The sequence below is a fragment of the Pseudonocardia hierapolitana genome (genome assembly GCF_007994075.1).
Classification (GTDB): Bacteria; Actinomycetota; Actinomycetes; order Mycobacteriales; family Pseudonocardiaceae; genus Pseudonocardia; species Pseudonocardia hierapolitana.
In genome coordinates, this window is record NZ_VIWU01000001.1 from 569,130 (window position 1) to 591,416 (window position 22,287).

22 protein-coding genes and 1 tRNA gene are annotated in these 22,287 nt (G+C 71.9%); 14 read left to right on the forward strand and 9 right to left on the reverse strand.

Annotated elements, in window-relative coordinates:
- The first annotated feature begins 41 nt into the window (after nucleotides 1–41).
- The 4 genes from FHX44_RS02780 (at nucleotide 42) to FHX44_RS02795 (ending at nucleotide 4,475) form a co-directional block, all read left to right on the forward strand.
- Nucleotides 42–2,663, forward strand: coding sequence for a glycosyl hydrolase (locus tag FHX44_RS02780; protein WP_147254016.1), 2,622 nt, complete (start codon nucleotides 42–44; stop codon nucleotides 2,661–2,663).
- A gap of 8 nt (nucleotides 2,664–2,671) precedes the next feature.
- Nucleotides 2,672–3,391, forward strand: a complete 720-nt coding sequence (locus tag FHX44_RS02785) for an HD domain-containing protein (RefSeq protein ID WP_147254017.1) — start codon at nucleotides 2,672–2,674, stop codon at nucleotides 3,389–3,391.
- 137 nt (nucleotides 3,392–3,528) lie between these two features.
- Complete coding sequence (locus tag FHX44_RS02790) at nucleotides 3,529–3,924, forward strand: ectoine synthase (RefSeq protein WP_147254018.1); 396 nt, start codon at nucleotides 3,529–3,531, stop codon at nucleotides 3,922–3,924.
- Complete coding sequence (locus tag FHX44_RS02795; protein ID WP_212612300.1) at nucleotides 3,921–4,475, forward strand: beta-eliminating lyase-related protein; 555 nt, start codon at nucleotides 3,921–3,923, stop codon at nucleotides 4,473–4,475. Before FHX44_RS02790 ends, FHX44_RS02795 begins: the two co-directional genes overlap by 4 nt.
- Here FHX44_RS02795 and FHX44_RS02800 read toward each other — a convergent pair.
- Nucleotides 4,456–5,271, reverse strand: a complete 816-nt coding sequence (locus tag FHX44_RS02800; protein WP_147254019.1) for an oxidoreductase — start codon at nucleotides 5,269–5,271, stop codon at nucleotides 4,456–4,458. The two genes, FHX44_RS02795 and FHX44_RS02800, sit on opposite strands and share 20 nt — an antisense overlap.
- A gap of 132 nt (nucleotides 5,272–5,403) precedes the next feature.
- Between FHX44_RS02800 and FHX44_RS02805 the strand changes: the two genes are divergently transcribed.
- From FHX44_RS02805 to FHX44_RS02815, 4 genes are all read left to right on the forward strand, one after another.
- Nucleotides 5,404–5,988: a TetR/AcrR family transcriptional regulator gene (locus tag FHX44_RS02805; RefSeq protein ID WP_246170174.1), complete on the forward strand. Its 585-nt coding sequence runs from the start codon at nucleotides 5,404–5,406 to the stop codon at nucleotides 5,986–5,988.
- A gap of 63 nt (nucleotides 5,989–6,051) precedes the next feature.
- Nucleotides 6,052–7,050: an NADP-dependent oxidoreductase gene (locus FHX44_RS02810; protein ID WP_147254021.1), complete on the forward strand. Its 999-nt coding sequence runs from the start codon at nucleotides 6,052–6,054 to the stop codon at nucleotides 7,048–7,050.
- Between the two features lie 487 nt (nucleotides 7,051–7,537).
- Nucleotides 7,538–7,681 carry a hypothetical protein gene (locus FHX44_RS41910; protein WP_170308743.1) on the forward strand — a complete coding sequence of 48 codons (144 nt, stop codon included), beginning with the start codon at nucleotides 7,538–7,540 and terminating at the stop codon, nucleotides 7,679–7,681.
- Nucleotides 7,682–7,683: 2 nt separating this feature from the next.
- On the forward strand, nucleotides 7,684–7,917 hold the full coding sequence (locus FHX44_RS02815; RefSeq protein ID WP_147254022.1) for a hypothetical protein: 234 nt from the start codon (nucleotides 7,684–7,686) through the stop codon (nucleotides 7,915–7,917).
- A gap of 300 nt (nucleotides 7,918–8,217) precedes the next feature.
- Here the strand turns inward: FHX44_RS02815 and FHX44_RS02820 are convergent.
- Nucleotides 8,218–8,292: transfer RNA gene (locus FHX44_RS02820), tRNA-Ile, on the reverse strand.
- A 298-nt stretch (nucleotides 8,293–8,590) separates the two neighbouring features.
- Nucleotides 8,591–9,568: a DoxX family protein gene (locus FHX44_RS02825; protein ID WP_212612301.1), complete on the reverse strand. Its 978-nt coding sequence runs from the start codon at nucleotides 9,566–9,568 to the stop codon at nucleotides 8,591–8,593.
- An 87-nt stretch (nucleotides 9,569–9,655) separates the two neighbouring features.
- Between FHX44_RS02825 and FHX44_RS02830 the strand changes: the two genes are divergently transcribed.
- Nucleotides 9,656–10,600, forward strand: a complete 945-nt coding sequence (locus tag FHX44_RS02830) for an ROK family protein (RefSeq protein ID WP_147254023.1) — start codon at nucleotides 9,656–9,658, stop codon at nucleotides 10,598–10,600.
- A gap of 38 nt (nucleotides 10,601–10,638) precedes the next feature.
- On the opposite strand, the gene FHX44_RS02835 is transcribed toward FHX44_RS02830, so the two are convergent.
- Nucleotides 10,639–12,315, reverse strand: coding sequence for a peroxidase family protein (locus tag FHX44_RS02835; RefSeq protein WP_147254024.1), 1,677 nt, complete (start codon nucleotides 12,313–12,315; stop codon nucleotides 10,639–10,641).
- A gap of 147 nt (nucleotides 12,316–12,462) precedes the next feature.
- On the opposite strand from FHX44_RS02835, the gene FHX44_RS02840 reads away from it, so the two are divergent.
- Together FHX44_RS02840 and FHX44_RS02845 are read left to right on the forward strand one after the other, a co-directional pair.
- The gene (locus FHX44_RS02840) at nucleotides 12,463–14,070 is read left to right on the forward strand and encodes an alkaline phosphatase D family protein (RefSeq protein ID WP_147254025.1); all 1,608 of its coding nucleotides are present in this window, start codon (nucleotides 12,463–12,465) and stop codon (nucleotides 14,068–14,070) included.
- 10 nt (nucleotides 14,071–14,080) lie between these two features.
- A complete protein-coding gene (locus FHX44_RS02845; protein WP_147254026.1) occupies nucleotides 14,081–14,602 on the forward strand; it encodes a GNAT family N-acetyltransferase in 522 nt (173 codons plus the stop codon).
- Here the strand turns inward: FHX44_RS02845 and FHX44_RS41915 are convergent.
- The 3 genes from FHX44_RS41915 to FHX44_RS02860 all read right to left on the reverse strand — a co-directional run bounded on the left by FHX44_RS41915 (nucleotide 14,583) and on the right by FHX44_RS02860 (nucleotide 16,220).
- Nucleotides 14,583–15,167, reverse strand: a complete 585-nt coding sequence (locus FHX44_RS41915) for a hypothetical protein (protein WP_170308744.1) — start codon at nucleotides 15,165–15,167, stop codon at nucleotides 14,583–14,585. The genes FHX44_RS02845 and FHX44_RS41915 overlap by 20 nt on opposite strands.
- An 8-nt stretch (nucleotides 15,168–15,175) precedes the next feature.
- Complete coding sequence (locus tag FHX44_RS02855) at nucleotides 15,176–15,388, reverse strand: hypothetical protein (protein WP_147254028.1); 213 nt, start codon at nucleotides 15,386–15,388, stop codon at nucleotides 15,176–15,178.
- An 85-nt stretch (nucleotides 15,389–15,473) separates the two neighbouring features.
- A complete protein-coding gene (locus FHX44_RS02860) occupies nucleotides 15,474–16,220 on the reverse strand; it encodes a maleylpyruvate isomerase family mycothiol-dependent enzyme (RefSeq protein ID WP_147254029.1) in 747 nt (248 codons plus the stop codon).
- A 73-nt stretch (nucleotides 16,221–16,293) separates the two neighbouring features.
- Here FHX44_RS02860 and FHX44_RS43050 point away from each other — a divergent pair, with 73 nt between their 5' ends.
- The 3 genes from FHX44_RS43050 to icmF all read left to right on the forward strand — a co-directional run bounded on the left by FHX44_RS43050 (nucleotide 16,294) and on the right by icmF (nucleotide 20,540).
- Entirely contained in the window at nucleotides 16,294–16,569 is a 276-nt protein-coding gene (locus tag FHX44_RS43050) for a hypothetical protein (protein ID WP_170308677.1), read from the forward strand.
- A 53-nt stretch (nucleotides 16,570–16,622) separates the two neighbouring features.
- Complete coding sequence (locus FHX44_RS02865) at nucleotides 16,623–17,219, forward strand: phosphotransferase (protein ID WP_246170175.1); 597 nt, start codon at nucleotides 16,623–16,625, stop codon at nucleotides 17,217–17,219.
- A 90-nt stretch (nucleotides 17,220–17,309) separates the two neighbouring features.
- The gene (gene icmF, locus FHX44_RS02870) at nucleotides 17,310–20,540 is read left to right on the forward strand and encodes a fused isobutyryl-CoA mutase/GTPase IcmF (protein ID WP_147254030.1); all 3,231 of its coding nucleotides are present in this window, start codon (nucleotides 17,310–17,312) and stop codon (nucleotides 20,538–20,540) included.
- Nucleotides 20,541–20,566: 26 nt separating this feature from the next.
- Here icmF and FHX44_RS02875 read toward each other — a convergent pair whose 3' ends face one another.
- Together FHX44_RS02875 and FHX44_RS02880 are read right to left on the reverse strand one after the other, a co-directional pair.
- Nucleotides 20,567–21,814 (reverse strand): MFS transporter, encoded by a 1,248-nt coding sequence (locus FHX44_RS02875; RefSeq protein WP_147254031.1) that lies wholly within the window; start codon nucleotides 21,812–21,814, stop codon nucleotides 20,567–20,569.
- Nucleotides 21,811–22,227: a MarR family winged helix-turn-helix transcriptional regulator gene (locus FHX44_RS02880; protein WP_147260885.1), complete on the reverse strand. Its 417-nt coding sequence runs from the start codon at nucleotides 22,225–22,227 to the stop codon at nucleotides 21,811–21,813. Before FHX44_RS02880 ends, FHX44_RS02875 begins: the two co-directional genes overlap by 4 nt.
- Nucleotides 22,228–22,287: the final 60 nt, after the last annotated feature.

Consider the following 22,287-nt stretch of genomic DNA (forward strand, 5'->3'; position numbering starts at 1 on the left):
TGATACGTTCCAATTCCGGGCGATCAGAGGAGCCGAAGACGATGCCGTCACCAGGGCAGGCCGTGCGTTCGCTGCGAGAAGGCTTCGCCGCCCCGCCACCGGACGGCCGGATCATGATGCGCTGGTGGTGGTTCGGCCCCTTCGTCGAGGAGGCCGAGCTGGCGCGCGAGCTGGAGGCCATGGCGGCGGCCGGCATCGGCGGCGTCGAGGTCGCCGCGGTGTACCCGCTGTCGACGTCGCGGGCGGAGCGGGACGCCGGCGGGTTCCTCTCCGAACGGCACCTGACCCGGCTCCGGTTCGCCGCCGAGACGGCGTCCCGGCTCGGCATGCGCTTCGACGTCACGCTCGGCAGCGGCTGGTCGTACGGCGGCCCGCACATCACCGACGAGACCGCCGCGCGCCGGCTGCGGTGGGACGTGCGCGAGGTGCCGCGACGCGCGATGCGGATCGCCGCCGCCCAGCCGTGGCCGGGTGACGAGCTCGTCGCCGCGTACATCGGCGACGGCTCGGAGCAGGAGCCACCCTCGACGTGGGAGCAGCTGTCGATCCGCGACGGCGCGGTCCAGGTGCCGGAGGGCTCGGGACCGCGGATGGTCCTCCTCGCCGTCTCGAGCCCGACCGGCCAGAACGTCAAGCGCGCCGCGGCCGGAGCTGAGGGCCCGGTGCTCGACCACTGCAGCCGCGCCGCCACCGAGGCGCACCTGCGGGCGGTCGCCGACCCGATCCTCACGGCCGTCCCGAGCGGGCTCGTCACCGCGGTGTTCTGCGACAGCCTCGAGGTGTACGGCGCGGACTGGACCCCGGATCTGCCGGCGGAGTTCCACGCCCGCCGCGGCTACGACCTCCTGCCCGTACTGCCCCTGCTGCACACCCGCGGTGAGGGATGCGAACGGGTCCGCGCCGACGTCGCGGCGACGCTCGGCGAGCTCTACGAGGAGAACTTCGTCGCCGTCGTGCGGGAATGGGCGAACGAGCACGGCGTCCTGTTCCGCATCCAGAGCTACGGGCAGCCGCCGGGCACGCTGTCGGCCTACCGGCACGCCGACCTCCCGGAGGGCGAGGGCTGGGGATGGCGCTCGGTCACGCAGACCAAGTGGGCGACGTCGGCCGCGCACCTGTACCAGCGACCGGTGGTCTCCTCGGAGACGTGGACCTGGGTGCACTCGCCGTCCTTCGCCGCCACCCCGCTCGACCTCGCCGGTGAGGCGCACGAGCACCTCCTCCTGGGCGTCAACCAGCTCATCGGGCACGGCTGGCCGTACTCCCCGCCGGACGCGCATGCCCCCGGTTGGATCTTCTACGCGTCCGGGGCGCTGAACGACGCCAACCCGTGGTGGCCTGCGATGCCCGAGCTCACCCGGTACCTGCACCGCCTCTGCTGGTTGATGCGGCAGGGCGACCCGGTCGTCGACGTCGCCCTCTACGCGCCGAGCCGCGACGCCGCGCAGCACTTCACCCCCGGCACCCGCGGCTACCTCGACCTCTGGCACGCCACCCGCTGGCACATCGGCGAGGCGCTGCCCGCCGCCCTGCGCGAGGCCGGGTACGACTACGACCTCGTCGACGACACCGCCCTCCGGGAGGCCGACTGGAGCCGGTACCGGGTGGTCGTCCTGCCGAACGTGTGCGACCTGCCGGAGGCGACCGCGCGCCTGCTCGAGAAGCACACCGCCGCGGGCGGCATCGTCGTCACCGTCGGCGGCAGCGTGCACCGCGACGGCTGGACCGGTGTCGAGGACGTCGACGCGCTGCTGCCCGCGCTCGGCGCGCTCGTGCCGCCGGACGCCACGGCCGCGCCGGAGATCGGAATCGCCCACCGCCGCGCGGGCGAGACCGACGTCTACTTCGTCGCGAACACCGGCCCGTCCCCGCGCGCGTTCACCCTGCGACCGCGCGACGCCGCCACCGCGTTCGAACGGTGGGACGCCCGCACCGGGCGGGCCCACCGGATCGAGGTGCGCGACGGTGGGGTGCCGCTGGAGCTGCAGCCGTACGAGGCAGCCGTCGTCGTCGCGCTGCCCGCACCCGACGCGGACGTCCCGGCCGCACCGGCCGCAGGCCCGGTCGAGACGGTGGCCCTCGCCGGGCCGTGGACCGTCGCGTACGCCGACGCCCCGGACGTGCGGCAGGAGGTCGCGCTGCCGCACCGGTGGGAGGACGACGCGGGGCGGGCCGACCACTCGGGCGCCGCCACCTACGAGGCGACCGTCGATCTGCCGGCCGAACGCCTCGACGGCCGCGTCCTGCTCGACCTCGGTCCGGTGCACGCCCGCGCGCAGGCGGTCGCCGGTGAACGGGGCCTGCGCGGTGCGTCGTTCCGCGCCGAGGTCACCGCACCGGTGGGCGAGGTCGCACAGGTCCTGGTGAACGGCGAGACCTGCGGCTGGGCGTGGGCGCCGCCGTACACCGTCGACGTCACGGACCGGCTGCGCGCCGGGCGGAACACCATCGCCGTCCGGGTGCTGAACACCGGTGTCGGCGCGCTGCGCGCGGCCACCGAGCTCACCGCGACCGTCGAGGCGGTGACGCGCATCGACGGCAGGCGGTTCCGCATGCAGGACCTGGAGCTCGCCCGGCTGCCCACGAACTCGGGCCTGCGCGAGGTGCCGGCACTGCGGTTCGCTTCGTCACGAACGGATCAACGAAATGATCGATCGGGTTAACCTCGCCCATGGACGAGCTGACGCCGAGGTATCTCCTCTCCCTCCCGCTGCACGTCGTCACCGAGGTCTACGGAGAGCAGGGGCTGCGCAGGCGGTTCCAGCTCGAGATCGCCTCCTTCCCCGAGACCGAGCAGGCGGTGTTGGAACGGGCGTTCCGGCTCGCGGAGCGCCTGCACCGCGATGACCGCCGGTCTCGCGAACCCGTCCTCAACCACCTGCTGCGCGTCAGCATCCGGATCATGTGCCACTACCGGGTCCGCGACGTCGACGTGCTCGCCGCCGCGTTGCTGCACGACGCCGTCGAGGACCACCCCGACGAGCTGGCGGGCGGCGCGCCGGTGGACGCCACGGCGGCGGCGTTGGCCGTGCTCGCCCGCGATTTCGGCCCACGGGTGGCCGAGCTGGTCGCCGCGGTGACCAACCCCGAGTACGACCCGGCCCGCGACAAGGACGAGCAGTACCGGGAGCACGTGGCGGCGAGCCTGGCCGCCGCCCCGTGGGCTCGGCCGATCAAGGTCTCCGACTTCACCGACAACGGCGTCGGCATCCTCTACACGATCGGCCCGAAGGTACGCCGGGCCGCGGTGAAGTACACCCCGCTCGTCCCGGTGCTGCGCGAGCTCGTCGCCCGACCCGACACACCGCTGGCCGACGACGTCAAGGCGAAGATCGACGGACAGTTCGACCTCGCCGAGCGACGCTTCGCCGCCATCCTCGAGCCCAGCTGAGACTGCTCGGCCCCACGTGACCGAATCTTGTCGGCGATGGGCATTCATGCCACTTCCCGGGGAGCAGCGCAGGCGGTCAAGGTCGTGGTGTTCCTTCCGACCCACCGCCGAGGACGAACCGAGAGGAGTCGCAGCCCATGATCGTCCGTTCGCTGGAAGAGGTCATCGGCACGGAGCGCGAGGTGAAGGGCCCCACCTGGACCAGCCGACGCCTCGCGCTCGCCGAGGAGAAGGTCGGCTTCTCCCTGCACGACACCGTCGTGCACGCGGGCACCGAGATCACGATGTGGTACGCCGACCACGTCGAGGCCGTCTACGTCATCGAGGGCCATGGCGAGCTGGTCGACGACGAGACCGGTGACACGCACAGCCTCGAGCCCGGCGTGATGTACCTGGTCGACGCGCACCAGCACCACACCCTGCGCGCCCACACCGAGTTCCGCGCCGTCTGCGTGTTCAACCCGGCCCTCACGGGCCGCGAGGTGCACGACGAGAACGGCGCCTTCCCACTGCTGACCGAGAAGGGTCAGTGACACCGCGGCCCCGCCTGACCGGATCGGTACACCCGGACGTCATGGCGGTGCTGGCCGCCGCCGACGTGGGACACCAGCCCGCCTACGGCGCGGACGTCCACACCGCCCGGCTGCGCGATCTGATCGAGGACCGTTTCGGCGAGGACGCCGAGGTCTACCCGGTCTTCAACGGCAGCGGCGCCAACGTGGTCGGGCTGCAGGCGATGTGCGACCGGTGGAGCGCGGTGGTCTGCCCGGAGTCCGCGCACATCAACCTGGACGAGTGCGGCGCACCCGAGAAGGTGGCGGGGCTGAAGCTGATCCCGGTGCCCACCGTCGACACCACCGAGGCCGACGTGGACGCCTTCGCGGCCGCCATCGCCCAGGAGATGGAAGCTCGAGCCGAACGCCCCGCGTCCACCGCTGCCCCGGACTCTTCTCCCGATCGAGCACCGGTCCCCCCACGCACGCAGACCGGCTCGAGTCCCCCGTCAGGCAGCGCGAAGCCGGACGGCACCGGTCAGCCCTCCGGGCGAGCTCGGAGGGCAGACGTCAGACCGGCATCCGGTTGAACTTGCGAATGCTCTTGTCGAAGGCCCGGGCGGGGACGAGTCGGCGGAGCACGGTGACGCGGCCGGCGAGCGGGCCCGCGGGGTAGCGCAGTTTCGGCTTTTGGTCGGTGGCCGCGCTGACGATCACCTTGGCGACGATGGCGGGGTCGTCGCCGTTCCGGAACGAGGCGGCCACCACCTCGTCGAAGATGTGCCGCTGCTGCGCGTAGACCGGCAACGGGGTGTCGGCCAGCAGCAGGTTCGCGTCGAACGGGGTGTTGGTCGTGCCGGGCTCCACGAGCAGGACCCGGACGCCGTGCTCCCGGACCTCGTGGTCGAGCGACTCGGAGTAACCCTCGACCGCGTGCTTGGACGCACCGTAGACGGCCATGAAGGGGCTGGGGACGAACCCGAACACGGACGAGATGTTGATGACGCGTCCGCGTCCCTGGGCGCGCATGTGCGGCAGGACGGCCTTCGTCATCCGCATGAGGCCGAAGACGTTGACGTCGAAGACGCCCTGCGCCTGGCCGACGGAGCTCTCTTCGGCGGCCCCGTTGGTGCCGAGCCCGGCGTTGTTGACCAGGACGTCGAGGCGCCCGAACCGCTCGATGACCTTCTCGACCACGGTGGCGACCGACTCGTCACTGGTGACGTCGAGGTCCAGCAGCGTCACACCGTCACCAGGGGTCACTCGCGAGGTGTCGCGGCTCGTCCCGATCACCTGGAACCCCGCTGCGGCGAGCGCGAGCGTGGCCGCCTTGCCGATGCCGGAGGACGCGCCCGTCACGAGCGCCACCGGCCGTGTTGCTGTCATCATCAGCTCCCGAATTTTGAGATTATGATCGTACGACCATAGCGTTGACGGCCGGCCCGCGACAGCTATTTGCCAAAATAAAATTATGACCGTACTCTCATAGGGCGTGTCAGTCCGTGGGAGGAGCGTGTGGTGCGGTACGGCAAGGAGCACAAGGAGGCGACGCGGCAGCGGATCATCGAGGCGGCCGGGCGCCGGTTGAAGCGCGACGGCATCGACGGCTCCGGCGTTGCCACGCTCATGGCGGACGCGGGGCTGACCAACGGCGCGTTCTACGCCCACTTCGCGTCGAAGGAGGACCTGGTCGCCACCGCGGTCGCCGACCAGGTCCGCACGCAGTACGAGGGCCTCCAGGCGGTGGCGCCGGGCCGCGCCGGCGTCGAGCAGCTCGTGCGCGCCTACCTGTCGGCCGAGCATCGCGACAACCCGGAGGACGGCTGCCCGTCCGCCGCCCTGCTCGACGAGATCGGGCGCTGCTCCGACGCCACCAAACAGGCGTACACCGACGCCGTGCTGGCCTTCATCGACGACATCGCCTCCCGCCTGGCCCCGCGCGACCCGCAGTCGGCACGCGCCAAGACGCTCAGCATCTACGCCCTGCTGGTCGGCACGCTGCAACTCTCCCGCGCCCTGGCCGACCGACGACTCGCCGACGAGGTCCTCGAGCAGGGCATCCACAACGCCCTCGCCGCCCTGGACGCCATCCAACAGGGCTGACGCGCCGCACACCCGTGCGCCGACGGCGGGCCGAAGCATCGATCGCAAGGAAAGCAGGCCGCCATGAAGGCATTCGTCGTCGAGCGCTACGGCAAGGACGGACTCCGGGCAGGCGAGGTGCGCGAACCCGAGTTGCGAGACCGCGACGTCCTGGTCCGGGTCCGCGCCGCCGGCGTCAACCCGCTGGACTCCAAGATCCGCGACGGTGAGTTCAAGCTCATCCTCCCCTACCGGCCGCCGTTCGTGCTCGGGAACGACGTGGCGGGCGTCGTCACCCGCGTGGGACCCGCGGTGCGGGGGTTCGCGGTGGGCGACGAGGTCTACGCGCGGCCCGGCAAGGACCGCATCGGGACGTTCGCGGAGCTCATCGCCATCGACGAGGAGGACCTCGCGCTCAAACCGGCCTCACTGTCCATGCAGGAAGCGGCCGCGGTACCGCTGGTGGGTCTCACGGCATGGCAGGCGCTCGTCGAACGAGCACACGTGACCGCCGGCCAGAAGGTCCTCGTCCACGCCGGCTCCGGCGGCGTGGGAACGATGGCGATCCAGCTCGCGAAGCACCTGGGCGCGACCGTCGCGACCACCACGAGCACCGCGAACGTGGACCGGGTGAAGAGCCTCGGCGCCGACGTCGTCGTGGACTACAAGACCGACGACTTCGCCACCGTCCTGTCCGACTACGACGTCGTGCTGGACCCACTGGGAGGCGAGACGCTCGAGAAGTCGCTGACGGTGGTCAAGCCCGGCGGACTGGTGATCGGCATCAGCGGCCCTCCGGACCCCACCTTCGCGAAGGAACTCGGAGCGCCATGGTTCGTGCGCACGGCCATCGCACTGCTGAGCCGCCGCATCCGCACCCGGGCGAAGCGGCGTGGCGTCACGTACTCGTTCCTGTTCATGCGGGCCAGCGGGGCGCAGCTGCGAGAGCTCACCACGCTCATCGACGCCGGACACCTCCGCCCGGTCGTCGACCGGATCTTCCCGTTCGACGAGACGCTCGAGGCGGTGGCCTACGTCGACCAGGGGCGCGCCAAGGGCAAGGTCGTCGTCACGCTGGACTAGGGCCACTCACCAGACTCGGTGCGAGCCAACCGTGGCCGGGCGGCGCGGCCACGGACTTCGCCCAGCCATGGAGCCGTCGCTGTCTCGGCAACCCGTGCCGCAACGTCGCCCTCCCTCGACCGGAAGTACGAGGCCGGCCGACCCCGTTCGGTACTCCGACCGAGCCGTGCCGGCCTGGCCCAGGCGAACCTCCGCCATGAGATCTTGGGCAGGCGCCGCCGGCCGCATCAGCAGGACCTGTCACGGTGCCGCGGCGCTGACCCTGACACTGGTCCTGGGAGGGCTGGCGGGGTGAGCTCCGGCTTCGCCGGGCAGGTGCCGGCAGCGGGGCGATCTCGACGACCGTCGTCGGGGCGAGCCCACGGATGCGGTCGGGGGTCCACTGCTCGTTCTCGGCGCCGGAGATCGGCACGCCGTGCAGCGTGTTCACGGGCTGAGCGGAATGGCCGATAGACGCGAGTCCGCGCGACCCGATAGACAGACCGGCGTGAACGAGCAGACCCAGCCCGCCACGCCGATCTTCGCGCTCGTCCTCGTCGTGCTCGCGAGCGCCGCCTCCCCGATCGGCGACCCCGTCCGCGCCACCTGGGACACCTTCACCCCCTGGGCCGCCACCTCGATCGGAGCCTGACGTTGCCCGACGCCCCGCTCATCGCCACCCCGCAGGCCTACCCGCTCCTCTGCATCAACGAGCTCGACATGTGCTTCTTCGTGGTCGGATGGACCGCCACCGGCACACCCGTCGGAGTCCCCGAGTCCGAGCTCGCGGCCATGGGCCACACCACCACCGGCGCCAGGGAGATCAAGGGCGGCGGCAAGCTGACCTACGAGATGCCCAGGGCGAACGTCTCCATCGCCGAACCTTGATCACCTCGCAACACGGACGCCGCGTCACCTGATCAGGGAGACGCGGCTTCTGGTTGTGCGACTGCAGCGAATGGACCCGCTCCACTCCTGGCCGTCGATCATCCAGGACATCTACATGGACCGGCGAGCAGACGGGCGGCAGGCAGCCGATGCCCTTCGTCTCGTGCTTGTGGTGCAGGGCTCCGCGATGCTCTCAACGCGGCGCCGCCATGGGTTTCATGCGTCCAAGAGTTGTCGCGAGTAATGAGTGGCGCTGATCTTGAGCCTCCACTGCTCCGATGCTCTGACCAGCACCGGAAGTGGGGCGGGTGGGGCTCGAACCCACGACCTGACGGATTATGAGTCCGCTGCTCTGACCAGCTGAGCTACCGCCCCGGCCCCGCGAGGCTACCGAACGCCGCTGCCGCGGTGAGTTCCGCCGTCGCCCGGAGCCTCCCAGCACCGAGGCGACGATCGTCACCGTCTGAGGGCGGGCGCGAACAGTACGACGATGCGGTCGACCGCACCCTGAGGTGCTTCTCGCGGCGATCTTCGCTCGGAGATCGCCGCGGGAAGCACAGCAGCGCGATCGCCGCGACGCTCACGTCGTGCTCGGAGGGATCTTCGGGCGGCGGCACCAGCTATTACTGCCGCCCGGCACCCACCGCAGCGTGCCGGGCCGCGGTGACGGTCGTCAGTGGGTGAGGGCGTGGGCGCGCTTGCGCGCGTCCTTGGCCAGCCCGCCGGCCTGGTGGGCGACCTCGTGACCGACCGCCGAAGCGCGGGCGGCGACGTCGTGGCCGAGCTTGGTGGCGAGGCCGGGGCTCCGGTCGAACCGCTTCTGCAGCTCGGCGCCCCGCTTCGCCGCGCGCTTCCGCAGCTGCGCGCTGCGCTTCTCGGCGGCCTTCTGCAGCTGGGCGGCGCGCTTCCCGGCCACCTTCTGCAGCCTCGCGCCACGCTTCTCGGCCCTGCGGCGGGCCTTGGCGGCGCGGCGGCTCAGGTCGGCGGCTCGCGAGGAGAGGTCCGCCCGGGAGGAGACGGCTGCGCCGGCGGCGGGGGCGAGTCCGGCCAGCCCGGCGGCGAGGCCTGCGACCGTGCCGCCTGCCTGGCGCGTGGATCCGGAGAGCTTGCCGCCCGCGTCGTGCACCGCGCCGGTGACGCGGCCGGTGGCGTCGGCCGCGGCGCCCGTCACCACGCCGGCCTGCGCCGCGGCGAGCCGCGCCGCCCTGCGTCCGCGCCAGCCGAGGGACGGCTTGCCCTCGGTGTCGGCCGCGGCGATCAGGAGGCCGCCGAGCATGCTGACGTTCTTCAGGAAGTGGATCTGCTGCTCCTGCTTGCGCTGGGAGTCGGTCTCCTCCCAGAACCGGTGGGCGGCCAGCGTCGTCGGGATGAGCGTCGCCGCCAGTGCCGTGGAGGCGAGGCGGGGGAACTTGCCGAACGCGAGCATCGTCCCCGCGGCGATCTTGACGCCGGCGTCGATCTTGATCAGCATGACGTCGTCGGGCCGCTGGTCGACGGGGGCGACCTCGGTCGCCTTGTCGACCGCCGGTGCCACCGCGTCGAGCACCGGCTTGGCGGCCTGCGCGTGCGCCTCCGGCGCACGGAGCGCGTTGATGCCGCCCTGGATGAACAAGGCGGCGAGCATGGGGCGGGCGACTCGTCGTAGGAGCATGTCGAGCGCTTCCCCGCCCGACGGCGCACCCAAACGCTGATTCGACCGAACGCTGTATCGATCAACGGGTGGTGCCATCATTCGGGGGTGACGACCCCCAGGCTGGCCATCGGGCTCGACATCGGCGGCACGAAGATCGCCGGCGCCGTAGTCGACGAGCACGGCACCGTGGTGACGGAGCTCGTCGAACCGACACCGGAGGAGTCCGACGCCGAGTCGGTCACCACCGTGCTCCTCTCGATGATCGAACGGCTCCGCGCGGAGCACGACGTCGTCACGATCGGGGTCGGCGCCGCCGGGATCGTCGAGTGGCCCGCGGGCAGGATGCTGTGGGCGCCGAACAACTCCTACCGCGACTGGCCGGTGCGCGAGCAGCTCGAGAAGGTCACCAACCTGCCGGTCACCGTCGACAACGACGCCAACGTCGCCGCGCTCGCGGAGGCCCGCCTCGGCGAGCCGTACCCGAACATGGTGCTGGTCACGGTCGGCACCGGCATCGGCGGCGGCCTCGTGATGGACGGCAAGATCTACCGTGGGCCCACCGGCCTCGGCGCCGAGCTGGGCCACATCATCCTCAACCCGGACGGCCCCCGCTGCGGCTGCGGCAACCACGGCTGCTTCGAGGCGTACGCATCGGGCACCGCGCTCACGCGCATGGCCCGCGACGCCGCGGCCGACGACCCGGACGGGCTGATCGCCCGGCTCGGTGCCGAGGAGGGCGAGGTCACCGGGCACACGGTCCTCGAGGCCGTCCAGCAGGGCGACGAGGTCGCGAAGGCCCTGTTCGCCCGGCTCGGGCGCTGGCTCGGGGTCGGCATCGCGTCGCTGGCGAACATCTTCGAGGTCGACGCCGTGGTCGTCGGGGGCGGACTGGTCGAGACGGGTGAGCTGCTGCTCGCGCCCGCCCGGGCCACGGCCCGCGAGTACGCGTACGCCCCCACGGCACGCGGCGTCCCGCCCGTCGTGCCGGCGACCTTCGGCGGCGACGCCGGCAAGATCGGCGCCGCATTGCTCGCACTCGACAACGCCTGAGACGACCCGCGGGTGCCCGGAGGCCGGGCACCCGGCGGTCAGGGATGCATGCCGGCGAACTGCAGGAAGTCGATGATCGTGCGGACCTCGCTCCCGTCCGGTTTGGTCACGCCGTCGCTGAGCTGGAAGTTCGTGCGCAGGTAGGAGGCGGGGTCGGCCTTGAGCTGGCCGATCAGGGTCTCGGCGACGATCCGGCTCCCGACCGGTCCGAGGCGGTTCCCGCCACCGAGCTCGGCCTCCTTGAGGACGTAGAACCACAGCGGGGTGCCGCGCAGCAGTTCGGGGTTGTCCAGCAGTGTGTCCGCCACCGGCCCGCCGTCTCGGGTCAGCTGGGTGCTGGTGAGCGGTACGAGGCCCAGCTCGGCGGCGACCGCCTGCCCCGTCGGGATGGCGAGCCGGTAGCCGCGCAGCAGGTTGCGCACGGCCAGCCGCTTGAGCAGCCGGCGGATCCGCTCGGGGGCCGTCGTCGGGTCGGTGCCTTCGTTGAGCAGGTCGCCCAGCGGCGGGGCGAGATGCGTGTCGATCTTCCGCGCGACCCGGTTCTGGAACCGGTTGTCCGGGTCGGCCGGCTTCGGCTCGGCGCCGGTGAGGCGTTCGAACTGGGCCGGCCAGTTGTCCGGGAGTGTCGGGTTGGGCTGGTCCGGCCTCGGGCTGAGCCCACCGCGACCGGTGAAGCGGAACAGCAGGTCGAACGGAGCGTCGTCGATCGTGTTGCTGCCGCCGTCGACCGGCGCTCCGAAGTTCTGGTTCCAGTCGTAGGCGCCGCGCACCATGCTGTGCCCGAACCGGTAGGCGGCCACCGAGAACTCGAGAGGCATGAACGGGTTCTGCTCGTCGGGCTGGAACGCCGGCGGAATCGTGCCGTCCAGGAGGCCGTCGACCACGCCGGGATCGGCGATCTGCTCGAGGAAGTCCTCGACGGTCGCGAGCTGGTAGTGCCAGGTGGTGAGCTCGCGGGCCCGCTCGAAGTCGTCGACGCCGCGCCCCGCGAGCCAGTCGACGACGTTGTTGTGGAACTTCAGGAAGGCCAGGTGCAACTGCGCGACGATCAGGTTCTCGTCGTTGCGTCCGTCGCCGATCTGGGCCACGCGATCAACTCGTGGAAGGTCGGAGCCGGCGACCGGAGTGGGGATCGGGGCCGGTGTCGGCTCACCGATGACGAACTTGTTCCCGTCGTAGGGGACCTGCCCCGGCTGCCCCGACGCCTTGGGCCCGTTGCCGTACACGGAGTCGAGGTTCAGCCGCGGCTCGCGCAGGTTCACCAGTTGCTCGACGACCTGCTGCGGCCGCAGCGGACGGAGGTCGTCGACGGTGATCGAGAGGTCGTCGTCGCGGTCGGTGTTGGCGGTCAGGTCGTGGTCCACGAACTGGCCCCAGTAGGTGAGGATCGGCGGGAGTGTCGAGTCACCGCCTGCATCCGACGCCTGCTGCTCGATCATCGCCGCGCCGAGCGCCTTCAACGCCCGGACGGTCTGTTCGGCCGGATCCGCATCCAGGTGAGCGGCCGGGAAGTCGTCCGCGAGTTGGGGGAACAGGTAGCCGAACGGTGTCGAGATCTCCTGGATCGGGCCGGGGGCGTCCACCTGCCGGATGGCCGCGGAGATCGACGTCGGCGCCGGGACGGCGGCGTGCAGCTGCGCCTGCGCGAGCTCGTCCGTGACCACGTGCTCGCCGTGCCGGAGGTCCAGCAGTACGCGGGGGAAGTCGTTCGCCATCGGTCGCTCCCAGGTGGTGGTGATCCTGCGCCCTCCCCGGAACGTTCATGGATGGGCGGCACGGGCCGCCATACGTACATCTGCGTAGCAGCGCGATGTATCAGCCGGTGACGGCGGCACGGGCCCGTCACTCACTAGGGTGGGCCCGTGACCCTCGTACTCGGGCCGGTGCTCCGCCACGTCGGCGAGACCACGGCGTCCGTGTGGGTCCAGACCGATCGGGCTGCCTCGGTGTCGGTGCTCGGGTGCACCGCGCGGACGTTCGAGGTGGCGGGGTACCACTACGCGCTCGTGCCGGTCACGGAACTCACGCCGGGCAGCGTGACGCCCTACGAGGTGGCGGTGGACGGTGAGCGGGTGTGGCCGCCGGCCACGAGCCCATTCCCGCCGAGCGTCATCCGCACCCGCGGGGGTGCCGAGGCCCACCGGGTCGTCTTCGGCTCGTGCCGCTACTCCAAGGTGACCGACCGGAAGCTGTCGGCACAGCTGGGGATCGACGCCCTCGACGCCTATGCGGCACGCATGGCCGGCCGGCCGCACGAGGAGTGGCCCGATGCGCTCCTGCTGCTCGGCGACCAGGTGTACGCCGACGAGCTGACGCCCCGCAACCGCCGCCGGATCGCCGCGCGGGTCGACCGGCACCCGGACTGGCCGGACGACGAGATCGTCGGCTTCGACGAGTACGTCGGGCTGTACTGCGACGCCTGGACCGACCCGGAGATCCGGTGGCTGATGTCCACCGTGCCCACGGCGATGATCTTCGACGACCACGACGTCCGCGACGACTGGAACACCTCGGCCCAATGGCGTGCGGAGATGCACGAGAAGCCCTGGTGGCGCGAGCGGATCCGCGCCGCGCTGGCGTCGTACTGGGTGTACCAGCACATCGGCAACCTGGCCCCCGACGAGCTCGGGTCGAGCGCCGACCACCGCAAGATCGTGGAGCACGACGGCGACACGTGGCCGTTGCTGGTGGAGCTCGCCGACCGCGCGGACGCCGAGGTCGACGGCGCGAAGGGTGTGCGGTTCAGCTTCCGGTGGGACGTCGGCCGCAGCAGGCTGCTGATGATCGACTCGCGGAACGGGCGGATCCTCGAGGGCGGGCAGCACCTCATGTTGAGCGAGTCGGAGTTCTCCTGGATCGAGCGCCAGGCCGCGGCACCGGGCGAGGTCGACCACCTGCTGATCGGGACGTCGGTCCCGTGGCTGCTGCCGCACGCGATCGGCGACCTCGAGACCGTCAACGAGATCGCCGCGGCCCGGCCCGGTCGCCGCGGCCGGTTCGCCGAGGCCATCCGGCGGGCCGCCGACCTGGAGCACTGGGCCGCGTTCCGTTCCTCGTTCGACCGGCTCACCGCGCTGATCGACCGCGCCGCCGCGAGCGGCATCGCCAGCGTCACCGTGCTCTCCGGCGACGTCCACCACAGCTACGTCGCGCGGGCCGACCTGCAGGGAGCCCCACGGGCCCCCGTCCACCAGCTCACGTGCTCGCCGGTGCACAACAAGATCCACTGGTTCGTCCGGCCGGGTTTCCGGCTCGCCTGGTCCCGCCTGGCGCACCGCGCGGCCGAGCGGTGGGCGCTGCGGGCGGGGGCGCCGCCCAAGCCGCTGTCCTGGCGGCGCCTGCTCGGACCGCTGTTCGGCAACACGATCGCCACGCTCGACCTGCGCGGCCGTCATGCGGAGGCGATCTTCGAGCAGCCGCGGTCGTCGGGGTCGCTCGTGGAACGCGCCAGGCTCGATCTCACCCGATGAAGGGCTCCCCATGACGGCGACCGCCACCGAACCCCCGTCCGCGATCGCAGGCCAGACCGTCGTGCTGCGGCCGACCACGCCCGAGCACGTGCCGGTGTTCCTCGAGATCCTGCGTCACCCCGAGATCGCGCCCTGGTGGGGCGGCTACGACCTGGAGCGGGTGCGGCGCGAGCTGCTCGGACCGCACGGCTACGCGATCGAGCTGGCCGGCGAGGTCGTCGGACTGATCCTCTACCGCGAGGAGACCGACCCCGACCACCGGCACGCCGCGCTCGACCTCGCGTTGCACCCCGACCATCAGGGTCAGGGGCTCGGCTGCGACGCCCTGCGGGCGATGGCGCGGTTCCTGTTCCGCATCCGCGGCCACCACCGGGTCACCATCGACCCGGCCGCGCACAACGAGCGGGCGATCCGCAGCTGCGCCCGTGCCGGGTTCCGGCCGATCGGCGTGATGCGCCAGTACGAGCGCTCCACCGACGGTGGGTGGCACGACTGCCTACTGATGGACCTCGTCACCGACGATCAGCCGTAGTGTCCATTGCGCGCGAGCCCGTCTCCCACAGCGGGCCGGCCACGAGCCAGATCCCGACGACCACCCACACCCGCCCGATCCACCACGACAGCTGCCCCGACTGCTCGGGCGTCGCGACGAACAGCACGAGCCCGCCCAGCACGACCGACGTGATGACGGCTGCGACCACAACGCGATTCCACTCCCGCCACAGGTGCGCGGTCCGCTCCGACGTGCCCTTCGCCGGCTTCACCGGCGGCGGGCCGCCCGCGAAGCGGTGCGCGAACCGGACGTCGGCCCAGCGGACGATGCTCGGCCCGAACGCCACGCTGAACCCCAGGTACACCGCGGCGAGCCCGTGCACGGACCGCGGCTCGGCGCCGCGCAGGAGGTCGAGCGTGACGGCGACGACCAGCACGACGTCGAGCAGCGGGATCGCGGCCAGCAGCAGCGTGCTGAGCGTGCGCAGCCGCAGCAGGTAGCGCGCGACGAGACCGAGCCCGAGCAGGACCCACAGTCCGACCTCGCACGCGAGGATCAGGGCGACGATCGGATTGTCCCGCGCCAGCTGAACCAGAATCTCCACCTGGGTGCTCACCGGGCGGACTTGCGACGGCGCTCACCGGCCATCGACCGCAGAACCAGCAGAACGCCGACGATGCCCATCGCGACGCTCGCCGGGATGTGCAGGCCGTCGGGGAGCACGTGGAGCTGCAGCCACCACCCCTTCGACCCGCTCTCCGCGAGACGGTTGATGAGACCGCCCACCCCCTGCACGATCAGCACGATCCCGATGGTTTCCAGCACCTCTCGAGATTCGCACCGCGACCGGCGACCGGGCATCGGGAGCAGGTCGCATCGTCACGTCATTCTTTGGGAGGAGAAGAGCGGGTCAGAAGGGGGTGCGCTCCAGCCACGTACGCCACGCCGCGGCGTCGCCGAGCACCTGCAGGCGCGGGTCGTCGGCCGGGATCCGCCGCAACACGGCCTGCAGGAGATCGGCCGCACTCCCCCGCACCGCCGCGGCGCCCTTGCCGTGCCCGTGCTCCCACGCGACGCGTCCGTCCTCGGACCGCACCAGCCATTCGCCGTCCGCCCCGAGGCCGTCGTCGGTGGCGTGCAGGTGCAGGGTGGCGCCGTCGGGGAGCGCGGGCCCGTCGGCCGGGACCGGGCGTGCGGTGAGGATGTCGAGCCACTCGGAGACGCCGTCGGCGGCGAGCGCGGCCTCGATCTCGTACGGCACGCCGAGGGCGAGCGCCGCATCGGCGCGGTGCACCGTGGATTCGTGCAGCCGCCTGCGGATCCACCACGCGGCGGGCTTGGGGCCGGTGAAGGTCCACACCGGGACGTCCGGACCGGTGGCGGCCACCGCGTCGACGAGCAGCCGGGCGCTGTCGGCGAGCCAGCCGACCGGGTCATCGGCCGGCGGCTTGCCGTCCGGCACGGTGCGGATGTCGACCCGTTCCTCGGCCCGCTCCCGCACGATCGTCGCCGCCCACCGGTCGCCGCGGCCCACGTGCGTGAGCAGCTGCCGGAGCACCCACCCGGGGCAGGTCGCCACGGGGGTCTCCGGGTCGGCGGTGGCCAGAAGTTCACCCAGACGACGGTTCTCGTCGACGAGCGCATCCGCGGGGTTCATACCCTGACGCTAGACCTTTAGGGGTACCGGGGGTGCGCGCATGGCTGAAGACCGGACCGGGTAGGAAACGCATATGGCGCCAGAGAAGCGGGAATGGTCGGTCCCCGGCCCGATCCGGGCCCTCCTGTGGTGGCCCGGGGTCGCATTCGTGCTGGTGATGGTCGCGCCGGAGTCCGCGGCTGTCGGGATTGCCGCCTCCGGCGGCGCGCTGATGGCGCTCGGCGCCATCGTCCCGATCGTGTCCCGGCGCCTGCGCCGCCCCCGTCCCGCTCCCCCGCGGAGCATCGACGACCGGCCGACCGTGGAGCTGCCCACCGTCGAGCTGCCGCCCGTGGGGCGGGTGGCCTGAAGCTCATCGGCACCGGCCGCACGGCGGACGTCTACGCGCTCGACGACCAGCGGGTGCTGCGCCGGTACCGGGAACACGGCCGCGGGGAGGTGTCCCGCGAGGCTGCGGCGATGGCGCACGTCACCGCCCACGGCTTCCCCGCACCCGCCGTGTTCGCCGCCGACGGCACCGATCTGGTGATGGAACGCCTGCACGGGCCGGTGCTCCTGGACGCCGTGGCGGCGGGCGACCACGACGCCCGCGACGCCGGCCGCGTGCTCGCCGACCTGCACACCCGGCTGCACGCACTCCCGTCCCGCACCGGCACCGCAGACGAACGGGTGCTCCACCTCGACCTGCACCCCGCGAACGTCGTGCTCACCCCGCGCGGGCCGGTGCTGATCGATTGGACGAACGCGACCGACGGCCCGCCCGACCTCGACGTCGCCCTCACCGCGGTGATCCTCGCCCAGGTCGCGGTCGCACCCGGACACGAGTACGCCGGCGTGGCGGGGGCGATGCTCACCGCGTTCCTCGACGCGACCGGCGGGCAGGCGCTCGCCATGCTCGACGACGCCGTCTCGCGGCGCGCCACCGATCGCTCGCTGACCGCGGCCGAGGCGGGCCTGCTCGGCGACGAGGCCGCCCTCATCACTTCGTCGGCCCGCTGACCCCGCGTTGCACAGGTCACCACGGCGTTAGCTTGCACGTCCGATACTCGGAAGCCAAACTAAATCGAGGTGCGGGTGAGAGGACGACCCATGGCAGAGCTGCACGTGCCGGTGAACCCGGTGCGCTTCGTCACCGCCGCGAGCCTCTTCGACGGCCACGACGCGGCGATCAACATCATGCGGCGCATCCTGCAGCGGCAGGGCGCCGAGGTGATCCACCTCGGGCACAACCGCTCGGTCGACGAGGTCGTGACCGCCGCGATCCAGGAGGACGCGCAGGGTGTGGCGGTCAGCTCCTACCAGGGCGGCCACATCGAGTACTTCACCTACCTCGTCGAGCTGCTGCGCGAGCGCGGCGCCGGGCACGTCAAGGTCTACGGCGGGGGCGGCGGGGTGATCGTCCCGCGGGAGATCGAGCTGCTGCACTCCCGCGGGGTCTCGCGGATCTTCTCCCCCGAGGACGGCCAGCGGCTCGGCCTGCCCGGGATGATCAACACGATGATCCGGGACTGCGACGTCGACCTCGCCGCCACTCCCCCTGCGTCCTTCGACGGCCTGTTCACCGGCGAGCCGGCCACCCTGGCCCGCGCGCTCACCCTCGCCGAGACGGGGCGCCTCCCCGCCGCGCGGAGCGAAGGCGGAGCGCGCATCGGTGCCGGTCTCGACCTCACACCCCGGCGGCCCGTCCCGGTGCTCGGCATCACCGGCACCGGCGGCTCCGGCAAGTCCAGCCTCACGGACGAGCTCGTGCGCCGCTTCCGCCTCGATCAGGAGGACAAGCTCCGGATCGCCGTGCTCGCCGTCGACCCGACCCGCCGCCGCGGCGGGGGTGCGCTGCTCGGCGACCGGATCCGGATGAACTCGCTGACCGGCGACCGGGTCTTCTTCCGCTCCATGGCCACCCGCGGCACGGAGAGCAGCCTCCCGGAACACCTGGGCGATGTGATCGGTGTGCTCAAGGCGGCCGGGTTCGACCTGGTGATCGTCGAGACACCCGGCATCGGGCAGGGCGACGCCGGGATCGTGCCGTTCGTCGACCGCTCGCTGTACGTCATGACGCCCGAGTTCGGCGCCGCGTCGCAGCTCGAGAAGATCGACATGCTGGACTTCGCCGACGCCGTGGCGATCAACAAGTTCGAGCGCCGCGGCGCCGAGGACGCCCGCCGCGACGTCGGCAGGCAGCTGGTGCGCAACCGCGAGGAGTTCGGAGCGTCCTGGGAGGACATGCCCGTCTTCGGCACGAGTGCCGCCACGTTCAACGACGACGGCGTCACCGCGCTCTACCACCACGTCCGCGACCTGCTCACCGAGGACGGGCTCACCGTCGGCGAGGGCAGACTGCGGCGCCCGGAGCGCAAGACGTCCAGCGAGTACGCCTCGGTCATCCCGCCGCAGCGCGTGCGGTACCTGTCCGAGATCGCCGAGACGGTGCGCGGCTACCACGCCGACACGGCGAAGCACGTCGAGGCGGCGCGGCGGCGCCAGCACCTGCGGACGGCACGCGAGCTGGTCGGGGACGCCGTCGACGAGGCCCTGCAGAAGGCCGAGCAGGACCTGCCGGCCGCGTCTGCGACGCTCCTGGACGAATGGCCGCAGGTCGTCGAGGCCTACTCCGGTGACGAGATGGTCGTGAAGGTCCGCGACAGGGAGCTGCGCACTCAGCTCACCCGCGAGACGCTGTCCGGGAACAAGGTGCCGCGCGTCGCGCTGCCCCGGTTCACCGAGGACGCCGAGCTGCTGCGGTTCCTGCGCAGCGAGAACCTGCCCGGGCGCTTCCCGTTCACGGCGGGCGTGTTCCCGTTCAAGCGCGAGGGCGAGGACCCCGGCCGCATGTTCGCGGGCGAGGGCGACGCGTTCCGCACCAACCGCCGCTTCAAGCTGCTCTCCCAGCACTCCGAGGCCAAGCGCCTGTCCACGGCGTTCGACTCCGTCACGCTCTACGGGCACGACCCGGACACCCGCCCGGACGTCTACGGCAAGGTCGGCACCTCCGGCGTCTCCATCGCGACGCTCGAGGACATGAAGGCGCTCTACGACGGCTTCGACCTGACCTCGCCCACGACGTCCGTGTCGATGACGATCAACGGGCCGGCCCCGACGATCCTCGCGTTCTACCTGAACACCGCGGTCGACCAGGTGATCGACCGGTTCCGGGCCGAGGAGGGCCGCGAGCCGGACGCGGGAGAGCGCGAGGAGCTCACCGCGTTCGCACTGCAGAACGTCCGGGGCACCGTGCAGGCCGACATCCTCAAGGAGGACCAGGGCCAGAACACCTGCATCTTCTCCACCGAGTTCTCACTGCGGATGATGGCCGACATCCAGGAGTGGTTCATCCAGCACAAGGTGCGGAACTTCTACTCGGTCTCCATCTCCGGCTACCACATCGCCGAGGCCGGGGCCAACCCCATCAGCCAGCTGGCGTTCACGCTCGCCAACGGGTTCACGTTCGTGGAGAGCTACCTCGCGCGCGGCATGGACATCGACGACTTCGCGCCGAACCTGTCGTTCTTCTTCTCCAACGGCATGGACGCCGAGTACTCGGTGATCGGGCGGGTGGCCCGGCGGATCTGGGCGATCGCGATGCGGGAGAAGTACGGGGCGAACGAGCGCTCGCAGAAGCTCAAGTACCACGTGCAGACCTCGGGCCGGTCGCTGCACGCGCAGGAGATGGACTTCAACGACATCCGCACCACCCTGCAGGCGCTCTGCGCGCTCTACGACAACGCCAACTCGCTGCACACCAACGCGTTCGACGAGGCCGTGACGACGCCGACCGAGGCGTCGGTGCGCCGCGCGATGGCGATCCAGCTGATCATCGGCAAGGAGTGGGGCCTGTCGATGAACGAGAACCCGCTGCAGGGCTCGTTCATCATCGACGAGCTCACCGACCTCGTCGAGGAGGCCGTGCTCGCCGAGTTCGACCGCATCTCCGAACGCGGCGGCGTGCTGGGGGCGATGGAGACCGGCTACCAGCGCGGGCGGATCCAGGACGAGTCGCTGCTGTACGAGCACCGCAAGCACGACGGGTCGCTGCCGATCGTCGGGGTCAACACGTTCGTGCGCGAGGAGGCGGGCGAACCGCAGGAGATCGAGCTCGCCCGCGGCACGGAGGCGGAGAAGCAGAGCCAGCTCGACCGGCTCGCCGACTTCCAGCGCCGCCACACCGGGGAGGCCGCCGACGCGATCCGGCGGCTGCAGGACGTGGCGACGGGTGGCGGCAACGTCTTCGACGAGCTGATGAAGGCGGCCCGCACGTGTTCCCTCGGCCAGCTGACGGAGGCGTTCTTCGAGGTAGGCGGCCAATACCGCCGCAACATGTGAGGTAGCCCGTTGCAGCATGGCCACCTTCATTCCATCTCCTTGCGTGACGGTGGCCTTGCTGCAATGCCGGGGCGGCGCAGCGCCGGGGTCGCCATGGCGACCGCCGCGACGCCCAGGACGCAGAGGAGGCCGCCCGAGATCGCGGCGAAACCGGCCGTGGTCGCACCAGCCACCAGGCCGGCCCGGAAGTTGCCGAGGTACGGGCCCGCCATGCCCACGATGTCCTCGACGGCGCTGACGCGGCCGCGGTAGGCGTCCGGCGTGGCGAGCTGCACGAGCGCGCCGCGGGAGATCACCGAGACCGTGTCGGCCGCACCGGCGACCGCGAGGCAGCCCAGCGCCTGCCACAGCGCCGGTGCCATCCCGAAGGCCGCGAGCGCGACGCCCCAGACGCCCGCCGCGGCGAGCATGACCAGGCCGAGGCGGTGGGCCCGCGTGACGGGCCCGGACGCGAGCCCCGCGACGATGCCACCGACGGCGATGGCGGAGAGGAACAGGCCCAGCGTCTGCGGGTCGCCGCCGAAGCGGTCGGCGTTGAGCACCGGGAAGAGCGCGATCGGCATGGCGAGCACGGTGGCGATCAGGTCGGTGAGGAACGCACCCGCCAACGCAGGCCTGCCCGCGATGAACCGCCATCCCGCGACCACGGCCGCGAGGCCCGGCCGGGTGACCGTGCCATCGGGCGGCAGGGCCGGGAGGCGTGCCACGCCGTAGAGCGCGGCGACGAAGGTCAGCGTGTCGACGGCGTAGCAGGCGCCGACCCCCCATGCAGCGGCGACGACCCCGGCGATCGCAGGCCCCACCAGCATCGAGACCTGGAAGCCGAGGTTGAACAGCGCGAGCCCGGCGCCGACCTGGTCGGCCGGCAGCAGGCGGGCCGCGAACGTGCGGCGGGCGGGGGCGCCGAGTGCCCCGCAGGCCGACTGCAACGCGACGAGGCCGAGGAGCACCGCGAGCGAGTCAAGGCCCGCGAACGCCTGCGCGGCCAGCAGCCCGGCGGCCACCATCTGGCCGAGCGTCGTGCCGAGGACCAGGCGCCTGCGGTCGACCGCGTCGGCGAGGGCGCCGCCCACGATCCCGAACACGACCATCGGTACGGCCTGGGCGAGCCCGATCGCACCGACGGCCACGGGGCTGGCGGTGAGTTCCCAGGTCTGGTGCAGAACGGCGACGACGGCGAGCTGGCCGCCGAGCGTCGAGAGGGCGGTGCCCGCCCACACCCGGCGGAACGGCGGGCTGGAGCGCAGGGGCCGCGCATCGACCAGGAGGCTCACCGGTCGGCGATCCGGTCGGCGATCCGGTCGTGGAAGGAACGGCGGTCGAGCGCCGCCTGCAGGTCCTCGACGACCTGGCTGAGCGCGTAGGGGATCTCGGCTTCCAGCTCGGCGACCACCTCCTCGGTGGCCCGCCACTCGGCCTCGAGGAACGGCAGGAGCTCACGCGCCCGTTCGGTGAGCAAGACCTGGCGGGTGCGGGCGTCCGCGCCTGCTGCGGTGGTCACGAGGCCGTCCCGCTGCAGGGCGGCGACGGTCTGGCTCATCGCGGAGTGGGTGACCTCGAGCGACTCGGCCAGCTGCCGGATCGTCATCCCGCCCCGGCGGCCGAGCCGGATCAGCGGGGCGACGAACCGCGGCCGCACCCCCGTGATGCCGCGCTCGGTGTAGAGGCGGGCGATGTCGGCGTCCATGGCGTCCAGGAGCCGGCGCAGTGGACGCCAGCGTCCCTGCTCGGTCGGGTCCGGTGTCAC

What these genes read in the sequence shown, in the direction of transcription:
- FHX44_RS02780 (WP_147254016.1), top strand. Translation starts at nt 42, where the DNA reads ATGCCGTCACCAGGGCAGGCCGTGCGTTCGCTGCGAGAAGGCTTCGCC.
- FHX44_RS02785 (WP_147254017.1), top strand. Translation starts at nt 2,672, where the DNA reads ATGGACGAGCTGACGCCGAGGTATCTCCTCTCCCTCCCGCTGCACGTC.
- FHX44_RS02790 (WP_147254018.1), top strand. Translation starts at nt 3,529, where the DNA reads ATGATCGTCCGTTCGCTGGAAGAGGTCATCGGCACGGAGCGCGAGGTG.
- FHX44_RS02800 (WP_147254019.1), bottom strand. Translation starts at nt 5,271, where the DNA reads ATGACAGCAACACGGCCGGTGGCGCTCGTGACGGGCGCGTCCTCCGGC.
- FHX44_RS02810 (WP_147254021.1), top strand. Translation starts at nt 6,052, where the DNA reads ATGAAGGCATTCGTCGTCGAGCGCTACGGCAAGGACGGACTCCGGGCA.
- FHX44_RS02825 (WP_212612301.1), bottom strand. Translation starts at nt 9,568, where the DNA reads ATGCTCCTACGACGAGTCGCCCGCCCCATGCTCGCCGCCTTGTTCATC.
- FHX44_RS02835 (WP_147254024.1), bottom strand. Translation starts at nt 12,315, where the DNA reads ATGGCGAACGACTTCCCCCGCGTACTGCTGGACCTCCGGCACGGCGAG.
- FHX44_RS02845 (WP_147254026.1), top strand. Translation starts at nt 14,081, where the DNA reads ATGACGGCGACCGCCACCGAACCCCCGTCCGCGATCGCAGGCCAGACC.
- FHX44_RS02860 (WP_147254029.1), bottom strand. Translation starts at nt 16,220, where the DNA reads ATGAACCCCGCGGATGCGCTCGTCGACGAGAACCGTCGTCTGGGTGAA.
- FHX44_RS43050 (WP_170308677.1), top strand. Translation starts at nt 16,294, where the DNA reads ATGGCGCCAGAGAAGCGGGAATGGTCGGTCCCCGGCCCGATCCGGGCC.
- icmF (WP_147254030.1), top strand. Translation starts at nt 17,310, where the DNA reads ATGGCAGAGCTGCACGTGCCGGTGAACCCGGTGCGCTTCGTCACCGCC.
- FHX44_RS02880 (WP_147260885.1), bottom strand. Translation starts at nt 22,227, where the DNA reads ATGGACGCCGACATCGCCCGCCTCTACACCGAGCGCGGCATCACGGGG.